Genomic DNA, 15675 nt, shown 5'->3' on the forward strand with positions numbered 1-15675 from the left:
CCGGCCGCTCACCGCCGCCCGTCACCCTGCAGGAGCCCTTTCATGTTGCCGACACAGCACGCACCCGGTGCGGACAAAGCCGCGGCGGCGGGCAAGCCGGCACTGCCGGAAGGCCCCCCCGCCACCCAAGGCTGGCTGCGCATTATCGGTGCCACGGTAGGGCGGGCGCTGGTGATGTTTGTCGTGACCACGGCGGCGTGGGCGGCCCTCCCAGCCGTTATTGGCTGGCAGTCCACGACCGTGGTCAGCGGTTCCATGGAGCCCGCCATCGCCGTTGGTGATGTGGTGGTCGTCAAGCCTGTGGGGAACGAGAACCTGACCACGGGGCGGGTGGTGCTGGCGGAAGATCCCGACCATGCCGGCCGGCTGCGCCTGCACCGCATCGCAGCAGTGGATCCGGACGGTTCACTGGTGTTGCGTGGAGATGCCAACGCCGCAGATGACTCTTCGAGCGTGTGGCCATCGGCCGTGCGTGGCGTGGGCTACCTGCGGGTACCGGCGGCCGGGCTGCCGATCGTCTGGATCGGCAACGGCCAGTGGCCCATGCTGGCAGCCTTCGCGGGGGCGCTGACCGGGGCCCTCGCCCTGACCTGGCTGGACAGGACGCTCGTCCAGGGAAGACGCCGGAAAGACACAAAGACCGGAGGTCGTCCCAGGTCAGGCGCGAAGAACCGAATGCTGCCGGGCGGGCACCCTGCGGCCGTGATGGTGGTTCTTTCCGTATCCGCGGGCCTGGCTGGCGCGACGATGCTGGCGGCACCGGTCTCCCATGCGACCTTCTCCGGCTCAAGCTCCAATCCGGCCAACACATTTGCGTCCCGCCCATTCTTCAGCTGCACCGCGGCCGTCACTGCCAATTCCCCATCCTTGTTCTTTGCCTTCAATGACTCCCCGACACCGGCCACGGCAGTCACCGACAGCTCCGGCAACGCCACCAACGGCGCGTTCCGGACGACCTCGGCCCTGAGCACCGCCGTTCCCTGCAGTGGCGACGCCGGCAAAAGCGCAGACCTCGCCGGCGCCCGGTACATTTCCACCTCCGGAACTGCCAAGGCCGGGCCTACCGTGTTCAGCTACGAAATGTGGTTCAAGACCACTTCCAGCCAGGGAGGGAAACTCGGCGGATTCCAGGACTCCCAGACCGGCGCCACCGGCACGAACGACCGCAACCTGTACATGCGCGCCGACGGCAAACTCGTCTTCGGAGTCGCTCCCGGTGGTTCAATGCAGACCATCACCTCCCCCGCCGCCTACAACAACGGCAGCTGGCACCACGCGGCCGTGACACTGTCCTCCGCCGGGATGAAACTCTACGTCGACGGCACCTCCGTGGCCTCCGCGGCCGGTGTCACCACAGCCCGGAGCGGCTACACCGGGTGGTGGCGCTTCGGCGACGGCACCCTGGCCGCCTGGCCCGGGGCGGGCACCTCCGCATTCAACGGCCAAATGGACAACATCGCCGCATACAACACCGTTGCACTCACCCCGGCGCAGCTCCTGGCGCACTACCAGGCCGGCGCCCCATAGGCCGTGGGCCGGACAGACGCGAAAGGACGTGGGCAGCACTGCCCTGGACCGCACCGCGCTGCGCAGGCTGCCGGTCCGCCTTCCCGCGGTGTCGTGCCTATACCAAGCGCGGTGGCCGGTCATACGCTCATCGAGAGCAGTCACGATGACCTCCTGGGTCGGCCCATAGGCAGCGCATCAGAATCGCTCAGGGGCGCGGCGGGGTCCTTCCGGCCGAATGTGCCAGCTGGCATATCGGCCCGAATACACCTCCATTTCCACAGTCCGCCGTATCGTCCGGGTATGCCAATTCCATCCACGTCCGCCGTGACGGCTTGGATCAGATCCTGATGCATCCTGTAGGCGAGGCGGTGCGGCGGTTTTGGAGCAAGCGCGGGCATTAGGAAAGGCCGGCACATGGGTGCCGGCCTTCCTGGTTTTCCCTCTGCAAAGGAAATATGTGGTTCAGCTTAGCTGAACGGTTTGTGATGCCGCCGCGGGCTGGTACCTCGTTGTTCCTGGTCCCGCGGGTGGTGGCTGGCCGGCTGCTTGGTCGCGGTTGATCGCGGTCCGTCGCTGGTGAGTGGCTGCTGTGATTCGTCCTGGGCGGCGGACCGCCCGACGTCCGGGAGGTTCCTGGCCCTAATGGGTGAGTGAACCGGGCGGCTGCATTGGGGGTCAGCCGCCCGGCTCACTTCTACGTTACTCGGTGTCGGTAGTGTGCTTGTCGATGATGATCTGCTCCACGGCGCTGGGGTGTAACCCCATGCGGTGAGCTGGCTCAGGTGGTGGAAGTGCCGCTTCTCGGCGCTCCTCCATGAGTCTTTCTGGATGGTCTTTTCATACCCTGCGCAGATCAGGGCGATGAGGGAGAACCCGGGGCGTGCGGTGGTTTTGGCGGTGTGGTCCCGCAGCAGGTTCCAGCCCCACCGGTCGGTGTCCTCCCCGGTCTTGGCCCCGATCATCTCGGTGGCGACCTTGCCGTCGTAACCGCTGGCGGTTTCGGGGTCGTGGGTGATGGCGTGGACGGTGAAGTACTGCCAGCCCTTCGGCGCGGTCTTCCGCGACAGCAGGGTCTTCACAAATTCACGCCTGACCTTCGTCGCGCTCTCCATCTCGCGGATATTGGCTATCAGGGTCTTCCGCTCGGCTTTCTGTTCCTCGGTCATCGGGCCTTTCTGGGCCTGGGTGCCGCCGTCGTAGCGTTCGTACTTCGGGGTGAAGCCCAGGTCCTTCCAGCCGGTGATGACGGGGTTGGCTTTGTGCCGGCCCCGGTAGTCGGTGCTGATCAGGTACGCGTTGGCGTCCTCGTCGGTGGCCGGTTCCCCGTCGGCCCGCTTCGCGGCCGAGACGTACAGGTTCTCTTCGTTGGCGTAGTGCCCGGCTTCCTCGACGATGGTCTTACCCTCCGCCTCGAGTCCGGCGATGAGTGCGGCGAGGGCGGCGGCGCGGTCGCGGCGGTCCCGGAGCATCTGCGCGACGTGCAGGAGCTGATCGGGTTCGTCCGCGATGACGGACTCCAACTCCTCCGTGGCGTCCTGGTTCCCTTCAAATTCGGCCATGACGAGCGCTTGATCAATCGTGTATCCCTTGCCCAGGGCGGCGGATCCGGCGTTCGAGGATTTGGCTTTCAAGGCTCCTTCCACGGTGGTCTTGGTGCGTCCGGTTTTCTTGGCGATCGCGGCGGCTGAGAGGCCGATCAGGGACAGCTGGTGGTAGGCGTCGGCTTCGTCCGCTTCGGTCAGTTCGGCGCGCTGGATGTTCTCCACGACCTGGGTCACGATCCGTTCGGCTTCCTCGGGGGACTCGATGATCATTACCGGGATGCTGGTGCGCCCGGCTTCGACGCCGGCGCGGGTGCGGCGCTGGCCCATCAGGACGTGCACCGTCCCGTCGTCCTTGCGGTGGGCGATGACGGGTTCCATCACGCCGTGCTCTTTGATGCTGGCAATGAAATCGGGTGTCAGGGCGGCGTCTTTGCGGACGTTGATGTCCACGGTCAGGGTGGCCGGGTCGAGCATTTCGAGGGTGGGTGTGGTGTTCATGGTGTTGCTCCTTTGCAGAGGATTCCGGTGGGTGGGGCGGCTTAGGTGACCGGCCAACTTTCCCTCTCCCCCCGTTGTTTTTTGGTTGCTGGCAAGCTCGCTTGCTCGGCGGCCGACGGAGCCCTGTCTACCCGCAGGGCAAGGGGCCGGAAATTCCTGGAGGGAATCAGCGACGCATGAGCGCCGGAGGGACATGTCCTGCACCGCAGACCCCGACGAAGGAGGGGCTAGACGGGGTGGAGCGGACGCCTAGAATCCGAAGGAATCTCAATGATGTTGTCAACGGATATTGGCAGTGCGCCCGGGGTTTCCCGGCCGGTTATGGCCGGGACACCCGACGGGGCTTTTAGCTGGTCCAGCCCGGATACGGCCTGCGGTCCCGGTCCGGGAGTTCGGCGGCTGTGGCGGGGAGGTTCTCCGGTCCGTCGGACTGGCCGGAGGCCTAGTGGAAGAAGACCTCGGCGGTGATCGCTTCGAAGCAGGCGTCCTGGGAGCGGAACCAGTGAGTGGAGGTGTCGCCTTCGACACAGGTTCCGTAGCCGAACAGTTCCCCAGCCCTGTCGCGGGTGCGGGCGACGGCGAAGATGATGTTGGGCCAGGATCCGGCGTCCCAGCCCTCGCTGGCCCTGTTGGGCAGCACCGACCAGGCGGTGCCCTCGAGGGTGTCCGTCCAGTCGTACCCGTCCCCTGCCCGGTCATCGGCGGGAAGGACCGGGGCAGTGACCCGTTCCGCGGTGTCGGCGGTGTCGGCGGTGGCCATGGGGGTCCTGGTTGCTGTGGTCATGAGGTGATTGCTCCGTTTCGCTCGGGCGGAGCGAGCGCCCGGAAGTACCGGATTCCCTCTCCCCCACCAGGTTTTTTGCCTGCTGGCGGAGCATCGCGTAGCTGTGCCCGACGGAGCCGGGGCAACCCGAAGGGCAAGCAGCGGATGGGATGGGTGAGGAAATAAGCGCAGCGCCGACCCAATGCATTCGGTGCGCTGCCGTCCGCAGGACGGTTGCGCCGGTGGAGCGGGCACGTAGGATCCAACGGACAGCAGCAAAAAAAGGAAAAGAAAGATGCTTGTGCTGTCCGAGCGCAGCGAGGCCCGGTTTGCTGTGTTGGGATCATCCGGGAGGACTTCGTGGCCGGGAGTGTCGGAGAGGCCTTGCCGGGCTCGGGCTCCTAATCCCGGCTTAGCTGCGGGCGGCGGCTCGTCAGCCCGGTCCGGGTTGCGACAAGCGCGTCGGCAAGCCGCCGGGCGGCCTCTGCCCGTTCGGCGTCCGTGGGAGGTGCGGTGCGGGCCTCGCTGGTGCAGTTCAGAAGTGCTGCAATGACTTCGGCGATCAGATCCGGGAACGGACTGCTCCGGTAGCCACCGTCCGCGGGGTTTTCATGGTGATTTAGCGCTCGGGCGATGAACACGGCGGCCTGGGTCCTGCTCGTCATGCCGAGTTTCGTCAGCACGGAGGAGACGATGCCCTTTACCGTCCTTTCCGCCAGAAACATCTCATGGCTGATCTGGCGGTTCGTCAGCCCTTTTCCGAGGCCGATGGCAGTATTCATTTCCGTCGCGTGAGCGTCAGGAGTTTCTCTTCCGGACGTTTTGGCCTGAGCCGGGGAACCGGGGCCAGGAGCACCGACTGGAACCGGCCGCAGTACGCGCTGTGCCCGGCCAGTGCGCGACGGATGAGCCGGAGCTGTTCGCTGCTGTCATCCTGTTTGGACAGGCACCCCCACGCGCCGGCCAGGATAAACTCGATCAGCACCGCTTCGTCGGCATCCCCGATCATCAGCACGCACATGGTGGTTGAGCCGGCCGCGGCGAGGGCCCGGCACACCTCGACACCCGAACCGTCGGGAAGATCATCGTCCAGGATGACCAGATCCGGGCGAAGGGCAGGGATCCGGCGGACTGCTTCGCGGGCGGACCATGATTCTCCGGCGATGCTCAAAACCTCCAATTCCAACAGGTGGCGCAGTCCCCGCCTCACGACCTCGTGGTCGTCCAGCAGATACACGCTCCGGCCGGTCAGAAGGTGCGCCGGGGGGATTTCCGGGTCAGCCATCATTTCTGTTCCATTCCTTCGCCCTCTGAGACCCGAGGGCGCTGGCACTGAATGGTTGATGTCGACCCCGCCGGACCCCACCCGGCTCTCCCCGCCAGCGCGCGTTCACGCACAGACAAGGCACCCCCACGATAGAGCTAATAGCTTCCGGGAATCAATGCCCTAAGCCGCGGACCACGGCATGCCCCGGGGCCCGGCCGACCAACGAGGTCGAATCGTCAGGCGGCCAGTGGTGGTGCCTCCGCCGGGACTGGGGTGTAGGTGGTGCCGTCGCGGAGCATGGCCCAGAGGACGTTCAGCCGGGATCTGACGCTCGGAACCGACGCGCCCCAGGTGCCCCAAAAGACTCCGAATACCGCGAAGGAGGCACGAGATGTCTCCGCCCGGGGAGCCATCACTCCTTGACCGCATGAACCTTGGCAATCATGCTGGGTGCCTGTTCGCTTAGCTCTCAATCGGAACGCCGACATTGGAGGCTAACCAGACCTGGCCGAGGCAAAGAAAGCAAAAGGTCCGACCGGTCTGGGCCGGTCGGACCTTTCTACTGCCTTGCCGGTCTGCAGTAGCGTGCGGTTATCCGACTTTCCCGGACAGCGCTACGAGCACGCCGGCGGTAGCGAAGTATTTGTTGCTTCCCAGATCGCGGATGTTGTTAATACCCATGCAAGCGAGCAGTTCATCGTGCTTTTCGGTGAGCCCGGCAAGAGCTGAGGGCGGTACAGCCAGAACTTCGTCCAGGGTCGCGTTCTCCAACGCCTTGTCGAGTGCTTTGCCCAATTCAATCGAAACAGCCGTGGTCAGGTCCTTTTATCGATGCGTAAGAACAGCACACCCGCTCCAGCACCCGCATAAGCCGGAAGGGGAATGCACCGACACGGGGATACGTCCCAGCGCCTTGCCGGATACGCTATCGCAGCGCCACCAAGAAAACAGCGATATCCGGGATCCAATTTGCACCGAAGAAGGCGCCCCACAAGGAGATCATCCCTCGACTTGACCTTCAGCCCCTCAATGTTCAAATAGAAAAACGGCAGTATCACATTGAGGACCGGCCACTTCACGGCGCTAGTTGCGGCGCTCTTGTTGCAGTGAGTCGCGGATTATGGTCAGCAAGACGATCTGCGGATCCGCGGCCGCCACTTCCTTCATGTCCGGGTTCATGGGAACGGCGACCACGAAATAGATGGCATCCGCGACCAGGAGGAAGTTGACGATCGCCGTGAGCAACACGCCGAACTTGGTGTCATCGCCGTTCAACGTGACGACGGCGAAGCGGTCGAAGTTGGGTGACCCCACCAGGCCCCAATGAACGGCATCAGCAGACCGTGGACCAAGGCCAGTACCACGGCGCCAAACGCGGCGCCGATGACGACTGCGACGGCAAGGTCTACGACGTTGCCCTTGAGAATGAAGTTCTTGAATCCGGTCAGCATGACGCCCACCCCTACCGACTTGCGCGCCATACATTGACCGGAGGGGGTCGGCGATAACGCCGAGGATCTTCCAGCGGAGTTGCTGGAATGCTGCGGGCTGGTTGCTCCTGGTGGCCGTCTACCCCTCGGCTGGACAACCCGCGGCCGGGGATCCCCACCAACGCACGACGGAACAGCGCGGCAGGGCAGCATGCCGACCGACTTCTGGACCTCAGGAGGTAAGCATGCTTAGGATAGGCTCATGGCCGTATCCATCGGCTGCCAACAACCAGAGGAGAAACACCATGGGACTGGGCGACAAGATTCAGAACGCTGCCGAGAAGGCTGGCGGCAAAGGTAAGGAAGCTGCCGGAAGCGCCACCGGCGACGAGAGCCTCAAAAATGAAGGCAAGGCCGACCAAGCCAAAGGCGACGTGAAGCAGGCTGGCGAAAAGGTCAAGGACACCTTCAAGTAAGCCTTGCCCGAAATCGAAAGAAGGGCGCAACTCTGAGACAGAGATGCGCCCTTTCTGCCCGCAGCGAATTCGTGGGCTGGCCTGGGACCAATTTTGAGCGCTCAGCCGACGCCGGCCGCTCCGAGGAGCAGTCCCACGAGGAAAGTGAACGCGAGGGCTATGGCGCCCCCAATCAAGACACGAAAGGCAGCCTTGCCGAGGGAACCGCACCCAAGGTGCGTTCCCACACCGCCGGTGATCGCCAGGGCCAGGAGCACTGCTTCCAGGGTTACGGGGCACCGCCAGGCTTCCGGCGGGACCTACCACCGCCGGCAACGGCAACGACGGCTGGGAGAACTCACGCCGATCGAGTATGAAACAATCAACCGGACCGCATTCTTAGCGACCTAAGACCCCGAGTCAACAAAAGCCGGGGCAGTCCCAACGGAGGATCCTGACCGATTGGACGGCCGGGTCTTGCGTTAGCTGGAACACATCCGCCTGGCTAGGCCGAATCGGCATCGACCCATCCCCTGCAGAAGGCTGCTGTTGGCGCAGTACCGAACACGAGTCATTGACGATGGTCGTTACAGTACAGCTTTTGTTGTGCTTAGGCCCAGGGATTAGTCCCGTCGCGAAGCCATTGGAGGGTTCCGGGCCAGAATGTGCCCTGGAAGCGGCTGTGGAAGAGGGCAAAATGACCGATTCCGGGGCTGTTGAGGTCGTGGGGCTTTAGCTGCACAACGATGGCGGGGCTGTTCGGATAGTGCTTCAGCCCCCGTCTGATGGCGTTCTCGGATGCGAACGGATCGTCCGTTGCGGAAACGGCAAGGGTCGCGGCTGTGAAGGAAGTCTGATGCTCCTTTACCACCTTCCGCATAGGGCCTGCCCCGGCGGAGAAGTCTTTAGGGCTTCTCGCCCAGTTCAGGGCAACGCCTTTAGGCAGATCTTCGAGCCATCCGAGACTCTTGCCGGGGAAGTAGCCGTGCCAAAGCGTTATGGCTGGCATCAGGAGGTGCCAACGCCACCAATAGTGCAGCCGGTGTCCGGCGCGGTAGTCCCTCCAGTGGGCGTGTTGGGCGCCGACGGTTAGAAGCCGTTTTACCTGTTGGCCGTGTTTTGCCAGACCGACGCCGAATCCGCCAAAGCTGTGGCCGACAACGTGCAGGTCTTGACTGACGTTGTCTATGGCCCAATGAAGAACTGCGTCAATGTCCTTCAGTGCCCAGTCGTACCAGCTGGCTTGCAGGTTCCTGATGTTCGCTTCCCTGGACTGCCCGATCCCGCGGTAATCGAAGGTGATGGCGGCAAAACCGTTATCCGCGAGGAAAGAGGCGTAGCGGTGGTAATACGAGGCTAAAACTCCGGTGGCACCAACGACGACGACGACCGTGCGGCCGGACAGTTGCCCGTGGAGGGAGCAAGGTTCCCAGATGTGTCCTCGGAGTTCGTAGCCGTCTTCGCAGCGAACAGTCAGGGGTCTCCCGGTCATAGCTGTGGGTCCTTCCAGTCTTCCTTTGCGCGCCGTCGCGGGGAGTCACTGCAAGCCGACGTGTGGGTAGACATTTAAGTTCCTCCTGAGAATTGCCGGAGATCGGGGTGATCCGTCCGGACGGGCTGCTTAACCGGTCGACGAAAAACGTCAAGGAGACTGCTCTGGAAGCCAAAATGGAAGAACATCTCAGCCACCGCTACTCCGACCGCGACGATAGCGTCAGGATTGTTTGCATGGTCGTCAGTATCTTGAGTTTGATCGCGCCGATGCGTCCGGCATTCACAGGTCCACCCAGTGCGAGGCTGAACGGGCGATATGGCAAGTCACCAACTATATGGACGATCGTACAGTATAATTGTTGTTAAGTGCACGAAGAGAGGTCAACATGGATGGCAGAACGGCAAGGGGTCTGAAATCGAGAAAAATTGTGATGGATGAGGCCGTGAACATGGCCTCGATCGAGGGGCTCGAGGGTCTTTCGATCGGGGGCCTGGCCTCCCGTGCAGCGCTTAGCAAGAGCGGGGTGGCTGTGCTGTTCGGTTCGAAAGAGCATCTACAAATCGCGACGGTCGAGGCGGCGCGGGAAGTTTTCATCGCCGCGGTCGTAGCGCCCGCCCTTAAATCCGCACCCGGCCTGTCACGACTTCGGGTCCTTCTGGACGCCTGGATTTCCTACAGCCGCGACCGGGTCTTTACCGGCGGATGTTTCTTCTCGGCCGCCAGCGCGGAGTTGGATTCCAAATCCGGCCCGGTACGGGAAGCGGTTGCCAAGGCGGTTCTGGAATGGCACTCGTTGCTGGCCTCCCAAGTCCAGGCCGCAGCCGACACCGGAGAGCTCCCTGGGGCGGACGTGAACCAACTGGTGTTTGAGACGACGGCATTCCTGGAGGCGGCCAACGCGCGTTCGCTCCTCACCGGCTCGGCAGAGCCGTACGCCGCGGCCAAACGCGCGCTGGCCCGTATCTACGGGCAATGGTAATCAACAGACCTCCAGCGGGCTTCCGCCAGTGGATGGCCGGCGGCGAACCCGCTGGGCAGGAAAAAGTTGAGATTCCTCTACGCCCGTCAAGAGACTCGGCGGCCTTCGCCGCACCCCTCGCCGTCGGCACAGCCCTCGTCCCAACCGCCGGCCCGGCGATGGCTGTTTGGTTGGACACCTACACGGCCATGGCCAACGCCATGGCGACTGCAACTGACCTGCTCATCGTCGCCGCCGCGCGCCTCATCCGAGGTTCCCGTGGCCCATGAGGACTTGAGGACGGACCTATCGTGCCCGGAGCCGGGTGAAGCTTTTCAAAGCACTTGATCCGCAGCGCTGCAGCCCTCGCGCCGGCTCTGGGAGAGCATCTTGTCTGTGTCTTCGTGAACCCGTCCGGATACCGCGCCGAATTGGAGCCGGAGCCCACGAACAGTTCTTTCTTTTGACAGTCACGGCAGCCATTCGGTGAGGCGGTAAGGGGCCACCGCATGATGGCGTGCCAGCATGCGGACGTCATAGAGAAACAAAGTTAGCGCCTCCCGATTCCCTGAGTTTCCTCACTTCCAATGCGAACCAAGTCACTTAACCCGGTTCAGCCCTTGCCGCAAGCCAATAAATAACAAAGGACAAGCAATGCCGCTAGTTAGAATCGACTTACGGGAGGGCAAGAGCCCCGAGTTCCGCGCCGAGATCGGCGATATCGTTTACGGGGCTCTCGTTGATGTCGTGGGAGTACCTACGAATGACCGGTTTCAGGTCATCCAAGAACACAAGTCACGCGCCCTGGTTGCAGACCCCAGCTATATGGGTATCAGCCGCTCCGATGACGTGGTCTTCATCCAGATAACTCTCAACCAAGGCCGATCCGTGGAACAGAAACGGAACTTGTACCGGGCCATAGCCGACCATTTGCACACGCGCCTTGACCTGCGCCGAGAAGACGTATTCATAGGCCTTATCGAAGTGGCCAAGGAGAATTGGTCCTTCGGGAACGGTGAGGCCCAATACGTTCGGTGATCACACGCTCTGCAGTGACGTCGGGTGGCCGGAATTGGCGTCAGTTTCCGGGTTGAAGATTCCACTTGGAGGCTGTGGGACCGTTCCAGCTGACGGCCGCCAGGTTCATCCTGGCAACGATCGTCTTCATGGTCATACTCGCCCTCAAAGAGTGGCCCGGGCACTCATCCCCGGCCGGAGGGCCGGCACCCGTCGTCGGGCCGGCCTCGGGGATCAGAAGTTCGATGCCGCGTTCGAGCAGGTGCGCTGCGGCGGCGAGGCGGACGGGGGCGGCTCCGACGACAGCTAGCTACGGGGAGGGTCGTGGCTAGAGCCATGGTGTCCTCTGCAACGTCCGGTGGGTGGAGGTTCGTTGTTTGGGGCCTGCCGGTCCTTGCAGGGCCGGCAGTCGTTGGAAGCGCGGATCAGGCGTGAGTGGGTCCTCGACCGGGGCGCTGAATCCCACGCGGGCGTTAGCAGCAAACGTGATTTTCGGTTGTTGACGAGGTGCGCCAGAATTCCCGGAGGGTTAGAAATCGACAAGTCCACAGAACCCCCCGGCCATCCCGGATGTCCCGGCCTGGCCCGGGAGTGGCCGCCCGGTCGCGATGTAGCTGCCTGACGATATGTTCACGCTCTCGGTGGTGCAGCTTCAACCATTCATCGGGTGCAATGTGGATCACGGAAGTTTGTCCTCTCGAAAGACCCTAAGGGCTCTGAATATCGATAGACATCGATATTTAGGTGTTTCCAGATAAATCGAAGTTTGTCAATATATCCAATTGTGTTGCATGAAAATTGGGGAGTGGACGGACTGGGGTTCCACAGCGATGACTACCACGGCGGCCAGCATGCCGATGAGCGGCCAGGGGAAACTCGGGACATCGGTCATTCACCTCACCTGGGTGTTTTGCTATTGGTTCTCCACATCGAAAATCATCCAGGAGATCCGGGTTTCTGCGATTGTCAGCCGAAGCAGGAGTGGATCTTCACGCCGTAAGTTCGCCGCGTGCGTTCGCTGCTGGCGGTCAGCATCCCCACACGGAGGAAGACGCGGCCAATTCAATGGCGCTGACACCTTGTTCTTTTCTTTCGCGGGCAAGCTCGCCCGGCAGCGAGTAGCGCGGCGCGGCGGCGGCCGAACGGGCGGCGTGAGTGACGATCGAGTCAGTGAGCGACTTGACCATGTCCAGCCGCGGGTACTCTGCGTGGATGCGTTGCTCCTGTGACATGACGACGTCGGCCTTGTGGCCAAAGTCGATCCCGATCCCCTCCGTTGTCAGGTAGGCGAGAAGTCCTCGACGCTCGGCGATGCCCGGTGAACTGTGCAAGGCGATCGCTTCCCAGACCCGGTCAACGTCCCCCGCCGCCACACCATGCCGGGTTAGGATGTCGGCAGCCAGATCGGCGCCCTCCACCTCGAACCGTTCCTCGCCGGGTGCCTTGGTGCCGGTACCCAGGTCGTGCATGATGCAGGCCGCGAAGAGAAGACCCCGGTCATATGCCGCATCGTTCTGTGCGCCCTCGTGCTTCGCGAGAAGTTCAGCAAACAGGAAGCTCCGAATGCTGTGATTGGCTACCGAAGGACTCTCCGAAGCCTGTACTACAGCGAATGCCGCGCGGGCGACCGGGGTGGACGGCAGGTCGATTGAAGATGTCATGTCCCCTACGCTAACGATTGGCCGCCTGAATCAAAACGGCAGAAATGACATATATCAACCATATACTGCCATTCCGCGCATTCCCTTCCCCTGGGGTATGTATCCAATGTTGGCGATCTGCCGGAACCGGGGCCGCTGCGCACCGCCTTCGCCTTCTAGCTCTCCGACGGCGAAACGACTGAGTTATCCATTGAGCAAGCTCCCGAGCGTCCTGGTGGCCACTTCGACGCGTGAAGGCCTTTTAGTGCTCCGCAAGTTCATGCAGGACAAAGGCACATTGACGAACTTCGATATATCTGCGAAGCTCTAAATATTGATACATATCGATATTTAGTGCCTTCGGGCCTTTTGAAAGGACATTTCCGTGAACTATATTCCGCCCGAGGAATGGCTGAAGCTGCAGCACCAAGAGCGTGAACATCTCGTCAAGCAGCTACGCGGGGAGCGGGCCGCCAGCTCCGGGGCAGGCTGGGACATCCGGGATGGCCTGAGGGTTCGGAGGACTTGGCGCTTTCTAACCCTCCGGGAATTCTGGCGCACCTCGTCAACAACCGGAAATCAGGCCTGCTGCTGACGCCCGCGTGAGATTCGTCGCGGAAAGATCGCCGGCCAGCATGCCTCAGCAGGAAACGCTTCGGCTGGTACCGCGCGGAAATTGCGCTCGTCAGGGAGGTGTCTCTGGCCAACCAGGTCCCTGACCATGCTTGGATAGGACCATGTCTGTTTCTCCGACGGTCGCTGTCTGCGGCCCCGCTTCGTGGAACCACCTCATCGTCCTTGACCACCTCCCGGAGCCTGTCCCGCACATGCAGTTCGCGCGGCGCTCCTGGCAGACTGTCGGGGGCACCTCGGCGGGCAAGGCTCTGCACCTTGCGGATCTCGGCATCGGAGTGCGCTTGTGCTCGCCTCTTGGGACGGACGGCGATGGCGAGCGGGTCCGCCGCGCCCTCATCGCGGCCGGCGTTACCGTCGAAACGATTTCATCTGACCGCACCGAGCGCCACGTCAACCTCATGGCCGAGAGCGGCCGCGTATCCCTTTATGTTTCGACCCCTTCCACGCCACCGGAAGATGCGCTCGAAGCTGCCGCGGCGGTGATGGCGGCAGCGGATCTAACCGTGATTGACCTGAGCGAACTCGGTGTTCTCCTGCTGGAACGCGGAAAAGTCCGACAGTCACCGCTGTGGGTGGATCTTCACGACTACGACGGATCGTCGGCGTTCCATGAGCCATTCCTGCGTGCGGCCCAGGCCGTGTTCATGAATGACGACCGGACGGACGATCCCTGGGAGCTCATGCGCTCCTGTCTAGAGCGGGGCCCTCGCTTGGCAGTGTGCACACGCGGGGCGGCAGGGGCGATCGCGCTCGAAGAGAACGGGACGCAGCATGAGGTTGACGCAGTTCCCGCCAAAGTGGTGGACACGAACGGTGCCGGCGATGCGTTCATGGCCGGTTTCCTGGCTGCGACCCTGCACGGCGCGCCGGTTGCTCGTGCCCTCAGGGCAGCTGCGGCGCAGGCCCGCATCGCGATTGAGAGTGAGCATCTGCACCCGGTGCTCGGGCGTTGATTCCGCCTCAGCGCTGCAGGGCGTTCCTCCCCCACTAACCCGCGAACCACCTACCCGCAGTTGAGAACCTCCATATTACGAATGTTGCTCTTTCTTCGGTGGTCTCTGGTTCTCAGCGCGTGCGGCTGGAGGCGCTCTCGAAGTCCCGGACCGCGTCTCACCGGGAGGTGGAGTGCCGATGTCTTACGAGGGGCCTTCGAGTGGGTGGATCGCCCGGGTTGTCGAGGTGAGCTGGCGACGGTGCAGGCTCGCCGAGGACGGTCCGGTCCGCCTGGGCCAGGTGCGTGACGGTCGGGACTGCAAGCTGTGTTCATTGCGCAGTCGAAGATCGATGAGATCATTCATCTGACTCTGAATTCCAGGCCCGAACGGCAGACGCTCTGGCCTGTGCGGACTAAACACCTGGCCGCGCACGAACCGCCTCAAACTCGGTAAATACAGGCCATTGCGCCCCTCGGCAAAACCCTAGCGTCACAAGCCCCCTCAGGCATGGTGCGCGGCGAAATGGCTGCTTCATTTCAACAGGGCTCCGGTGTGTGTCAATGACCGGTTACGTCCCGCGGAATGGTGTAGATCTCCGCAGTTGCGCGTTGCTCCGGCGACGTAGTGAGCCATCGTGCGATGGTCAGTGAGTACCGATCAAAGAACTCACAAAGGACACAAACACACGATGGCTCTAGACCAGTCTGCCCTGCTTGACCTCCTTGGCCAACTGAAACTCACCGATGTCTCCGACCGGATCCGTGCCGCGACCGAAACCCTGTACCAGCAGCTCATCGAAGCGGAGGCGACCGCGTTCATCGGCGCCGCCCCGTTCGAACGCTCCGAAGCACGGACCACCCAGCGCAACGGGTCCCGGCCCAGGACGCTGACGACCACCGCCGGGGACCTGAACCTGAAAATCCCCAAGCTGCGGAACGGATCGTTCTTCCCGGCCCTGCTCGAACGCCGCCGCCGCGTGGACCAGGCCCTCTACGCGGTCGTGATGGAGGCCTACCTGCACGGTGTCTCCACCCGCAAGGTCGATGACCTGGTCAAGGCGCTCGGGGCCGATACCGGGATCTCCAAGTCCGAGGTGTCCCGGATCTGCGAGGACCTGGACCACGAAGTCGGTGCGTTCCGGGACCGGGACCTCACGGCCATGGATTACCCGTATGTGTTCCTGGACGCGACCTACTGCAAGGCCCGCGTCGGGCACCGCGTCGTGTCCCAGGCGATCGTGGTCGCCTTCGGCGTCGCCGCAGACGGACGCAGGGAAGTCCTCGGATTCGACGTCGGCGACAGCGAAAACGAGGGCTTCTGGACCGCGCACCTGCGGTCCTTGAAGGCCCGCGGCCTGGATGGGGTGAAGCTGGTGATCTCCGACGCGCACAGCGGCCTGAAGAAGGCCATCGGGACCGTGTTCCAGGGCGCAGCATGGCAGCGTTGCCGGGTGCATTTCATGAGAAACGTACTCTCGACCGTGCCGAAGGGATCCCAGGACATGGTCGCCTCGATCATCCGCACCGCC

General features: G+C 62.9%; 13 protein-coding genes and 2 pseudogenes. 7 read left to right on the forward strand and 8 right to left on the reverse strand.

Annotation, left to right across the window (positions count from 1 at the left end):
• Nucleotides 1–42: 42 nt before the first annotated feature.
• Nucleotides 43–1527: a LamG-like jellyroll fold domain-containing protein gene (locus tag BJG92_RS18265; RefSeq protein ID WP_232085390.1), complete on the forward strand. Its 1485-nt coding sequence runs from the start codon at nucleotides 43–45 to the stop codon at nucleotides 1525–1527.
• Between the two features lie 681 nt (nucleotides 1528–2208).
• Here BJG92_RS18265 and BJG92_RS18270 read toward each other — a convergent pair.
• The 6 genes and pseudogenes from BJG92_RS18270 to mscL form a co-directional block, all read right to left on the reverse strand.
• Nucleotides 2209–3551, reverse strand: a pseudogene (locus BJG92_RS18270) (ParB/RepB/Spo0J family partition protein).
• 442 nt (nucleotides 3552–3993) lie between these two features.
• Nucleotides 3994–4335 (reverse strand): hypothetical protein, encoded by a 342-nt coding sequence (locus tag BJG92_RS18275; RefSeq protein WP_232085392.1) that lies wholly within the window; start codon nucleotides 4333–4335, stop codon nucleotides 3994–3996.
• 380 nt (nucleotides 4336–4715) lie between these two features.
• Nucleotides 4716–5096, reverse strand: coding sequence for a response regulator transcription factor (locus BJG92_RS18280; RefSeq protein ID WP_232085393.1), 381 nt, complete (start codon nucleotides 5094–5096; stop codon nucleotides 4716–4718).
• The gene (locus tag BJG92_RS18285) at nucleotides 5093–5602 is read right to left on the reverse strand and encodes a response regulator transcription factor (RefSeq protein WP_232085394.1); all 510 of its coding nucleotides are present in this window, start codon (nucleotides 5600–5602) and stop codon (nucleotides 5093–5095) included. The genes BJG92_RS18280 and BJG92_RS18285 overlap by 4 nt, the downstream gene beginning before the upstream one ends.
• Nucleotides 5603–6172: 570 nt before the next feature.
• A complete protein-coding gene (locus BJG92_RS18290) occupies nucleotides 6173–6376 on the reverse strand; it encodes a hypothetical protein (protein WP_232085395.1) in 204 nt (67 codons plus the stop codon).
• Nucleotides 6377–6664: 288 nt separating this feature from the next.
• Nucleotides 6665–7032: pseudogene (gene mscL / locus BJG92_RS18295) on the reverse strand (large conductance mechanosensitive channel protein MscL).
• 284 nt (nucleotides 7033–7316) lie between these two features.
• On the opposite strand from mscL, the gene BJG92_RS18300 reads away from it, so the two are divergent.
• Complete coding sequence (locus BJG92_RS18300; protein ID WP_232085396.1) at nucleotides 7317–7487, forward strand: CsbD family protein; 171 nt, start codon at nucleotides 7317–7319, stop codon at nucleotides 7485–7487.
• Nucleotides 7488–8076: 589 nt separating this feature from the next.
• Here the strand turns inward: BJG92_RS18300 and BJG92_RS18305 are convergent.
• Nucleotides 8077–8958, reverse strand: a complete 882-nt coding sequence (locus BJG92_RS18305; RefSeq protein WP_232085397.1) for an alpha/beta fold hydrolase — start codon at nucleotides 8956–8958, stop codon at nucleotides 8077–8079.
• 433 nt (nucleotides 8959–9391) lie between these two features.
• Between BJG92_RS18305 and BJG92_RS18310 the strand changes: the two genes are divergently transcribed.
• The 3 genes from BJG92_RS18310 to BJG92_RS18320 all read left to right on the forward strand — a co-directional run bounded on the left by BJG92_RS18310 (nucleotide 9392) and on the right by BJG92_RS18320 (nucleotide 11246).
• Nucleotides 9392–9940: a TetR family transcriptional regulator C-terminal domain-containing protein gene (locus BJG92_RS18310; protein ID WP_232085398.1), complete on the forward strand. Its 549-nt coding sequence runs from the start codon at nucleotides 9392–9394 to the stop codon at nucleotides 9938–9940.
• A 633-nt stretch (nucleotides 9941–10573) separates the two neighbouring features.
• The gene (locus BJG92_RS18315) at nucleotides 10574–10957 is read left to right on the forward strand and encodes a tautomerase family protein (protein WP_232085399.1); all 384 of its coding nucleotides are present in this window, start codon (nucleotides 10574–10576) and stop codon (nucleotides 10955–10957) included.
• Nucleotides 10958–11108: 151 nt separating this feature from the next.
• Complete coding sequence (locus BJG92_RS18320) at nucleotides 11109–11246, forward strand: hypothetical protein (protein ID WP_232085400.1); 138 nt, start codon at nucleotides 11109–11111, stop codon at nucleotides 11244–11246.
• A gap of 718 nt (nucleotides 11247–11964) precedes the next feature.
• Here BJG92_RS18320 and BJG92_RS18325 read toward each other — a convergent pair.
• Nucleotides 11965–12597 carry an HD domain-containing protein gene (locus BJG92_RS18325; RefSeq protein WP_232085401.1) on the reverse strand — a complete coding sequence of 211 codons (633 nt, stop codon included), beginning with the start codon at nucleotides 12595–12597 and terminating at the stop codon, nucleotides 11965–11967.
• 716 nt (nucleotides 12598–13313) lie between these two features.
• On the opposite strand from BJG92_RS18325, the gene BJG92_RS18330 reads away from it, so the two are divergent.
• Both BJG92_RS18330 and BJG92_RS18335 read left to right on the forward strand, forming a co-directional pair.
• Nucleotides 13314–14165, forward strand: a complete 852-nt coding sequence (locus BJG92_RS18330; RefSeq protein ID WP_232085402.1) for a carbohydrate kinase family protein — start codon at nucleotides 13314–13316, stop codon at nucleotides 14163–14165.
• A gap of 670 nt (nucleotides 14166–14835) precedes the next feature.
• Nucleotides 14836–15675, forward strand: an 840-nt coding sequence (locus tag BJG92_RS18335; RefSeq protein ID WP_232085403.1) for an IS256 family transposase, incomplete at its 3' end; no start/stop codon positions are given.

This window comes from Arthrobacter sp. SO5, from assembly GCF_020532805.1.
Lineage (GTDB): Bacteria > Actinomycetota > Actinomycetes > Actinomycetales > Micrococcaceae > Arthrobacter.

Bases quoted from the DNA above. Each gene is read 5' to 3' on its own strand.
- BJG92_RS18265 (WP_232085390.1), top strand. From the start codon at position 43: ATGTTGCCGACACAGCACGCACCCGGTGCGGACAAAGCCGCGGCGGCG.
- BJG92_RS18275 (WP_232085392.1), bottom strand. From the start codon at position 4,335: ATGACCACAGCAACCAGGACCCCCATGGCCACCGCCGACACCGCCGAC.
- BJG92_RS18280 (WP_232085393.1), bottom strand. From the start codon at position 5,096: ATGAATACTGCCATCGGCCTCGGAAAAGGGCTGACGAACCGCCAGATC.
- BJG92_RS18285 (WP_232085394.1), bottom strand. From the start codon at position 5,602: ATGATGGCTGACCCGGAAATCCCCCCGGCGCACCTTCTGACCGGCCGG.
- BJG92_RS18300 (WP_232085396.1), top strand. From the start codon at position 7,317: ATGGGACTGGGCGACAAGATTCAGAACGCTGCCGAGAAGGCTGGCGGC.
- BJG92_RS18305 (WP_232085397.1), bottom strand. From the start codon at position 8,958: ATGACCGGGAGACCCCTGACTGTTCGCTGCGAAGACGGCTACGAACTC.
- BJG92_RS18310 (WP_232085398.1), top strand. From the start codon at position 9,392: ATGGATGAGGCCGTGAACATGGCCTCGATCGAGGGGCTCGAGGGTCTT.
- BJG92_RS18315 (WP_232085399.1), top strand. From the start codon at position 10,574: ATGCCGCTAGTTAGAATCGACTTACGGGAGGGCAAGAGCCCCGAGTTC.
- BJG92_RS18325 (WP_232085401.1), bottom strand. From the start codon at position 12,597: ATGACATCTTCAATCGACCTGCCGTCCACCCCGGTCGCCCGCGCGGCA.
- BJG92_RS18330 (WP_232085402.1), top strand. From the start codon at position 13,314: ATGTCTGTTTCTCCGACGGTCGCTGTCTGCGGCCCCGCTTCGTGGAAC.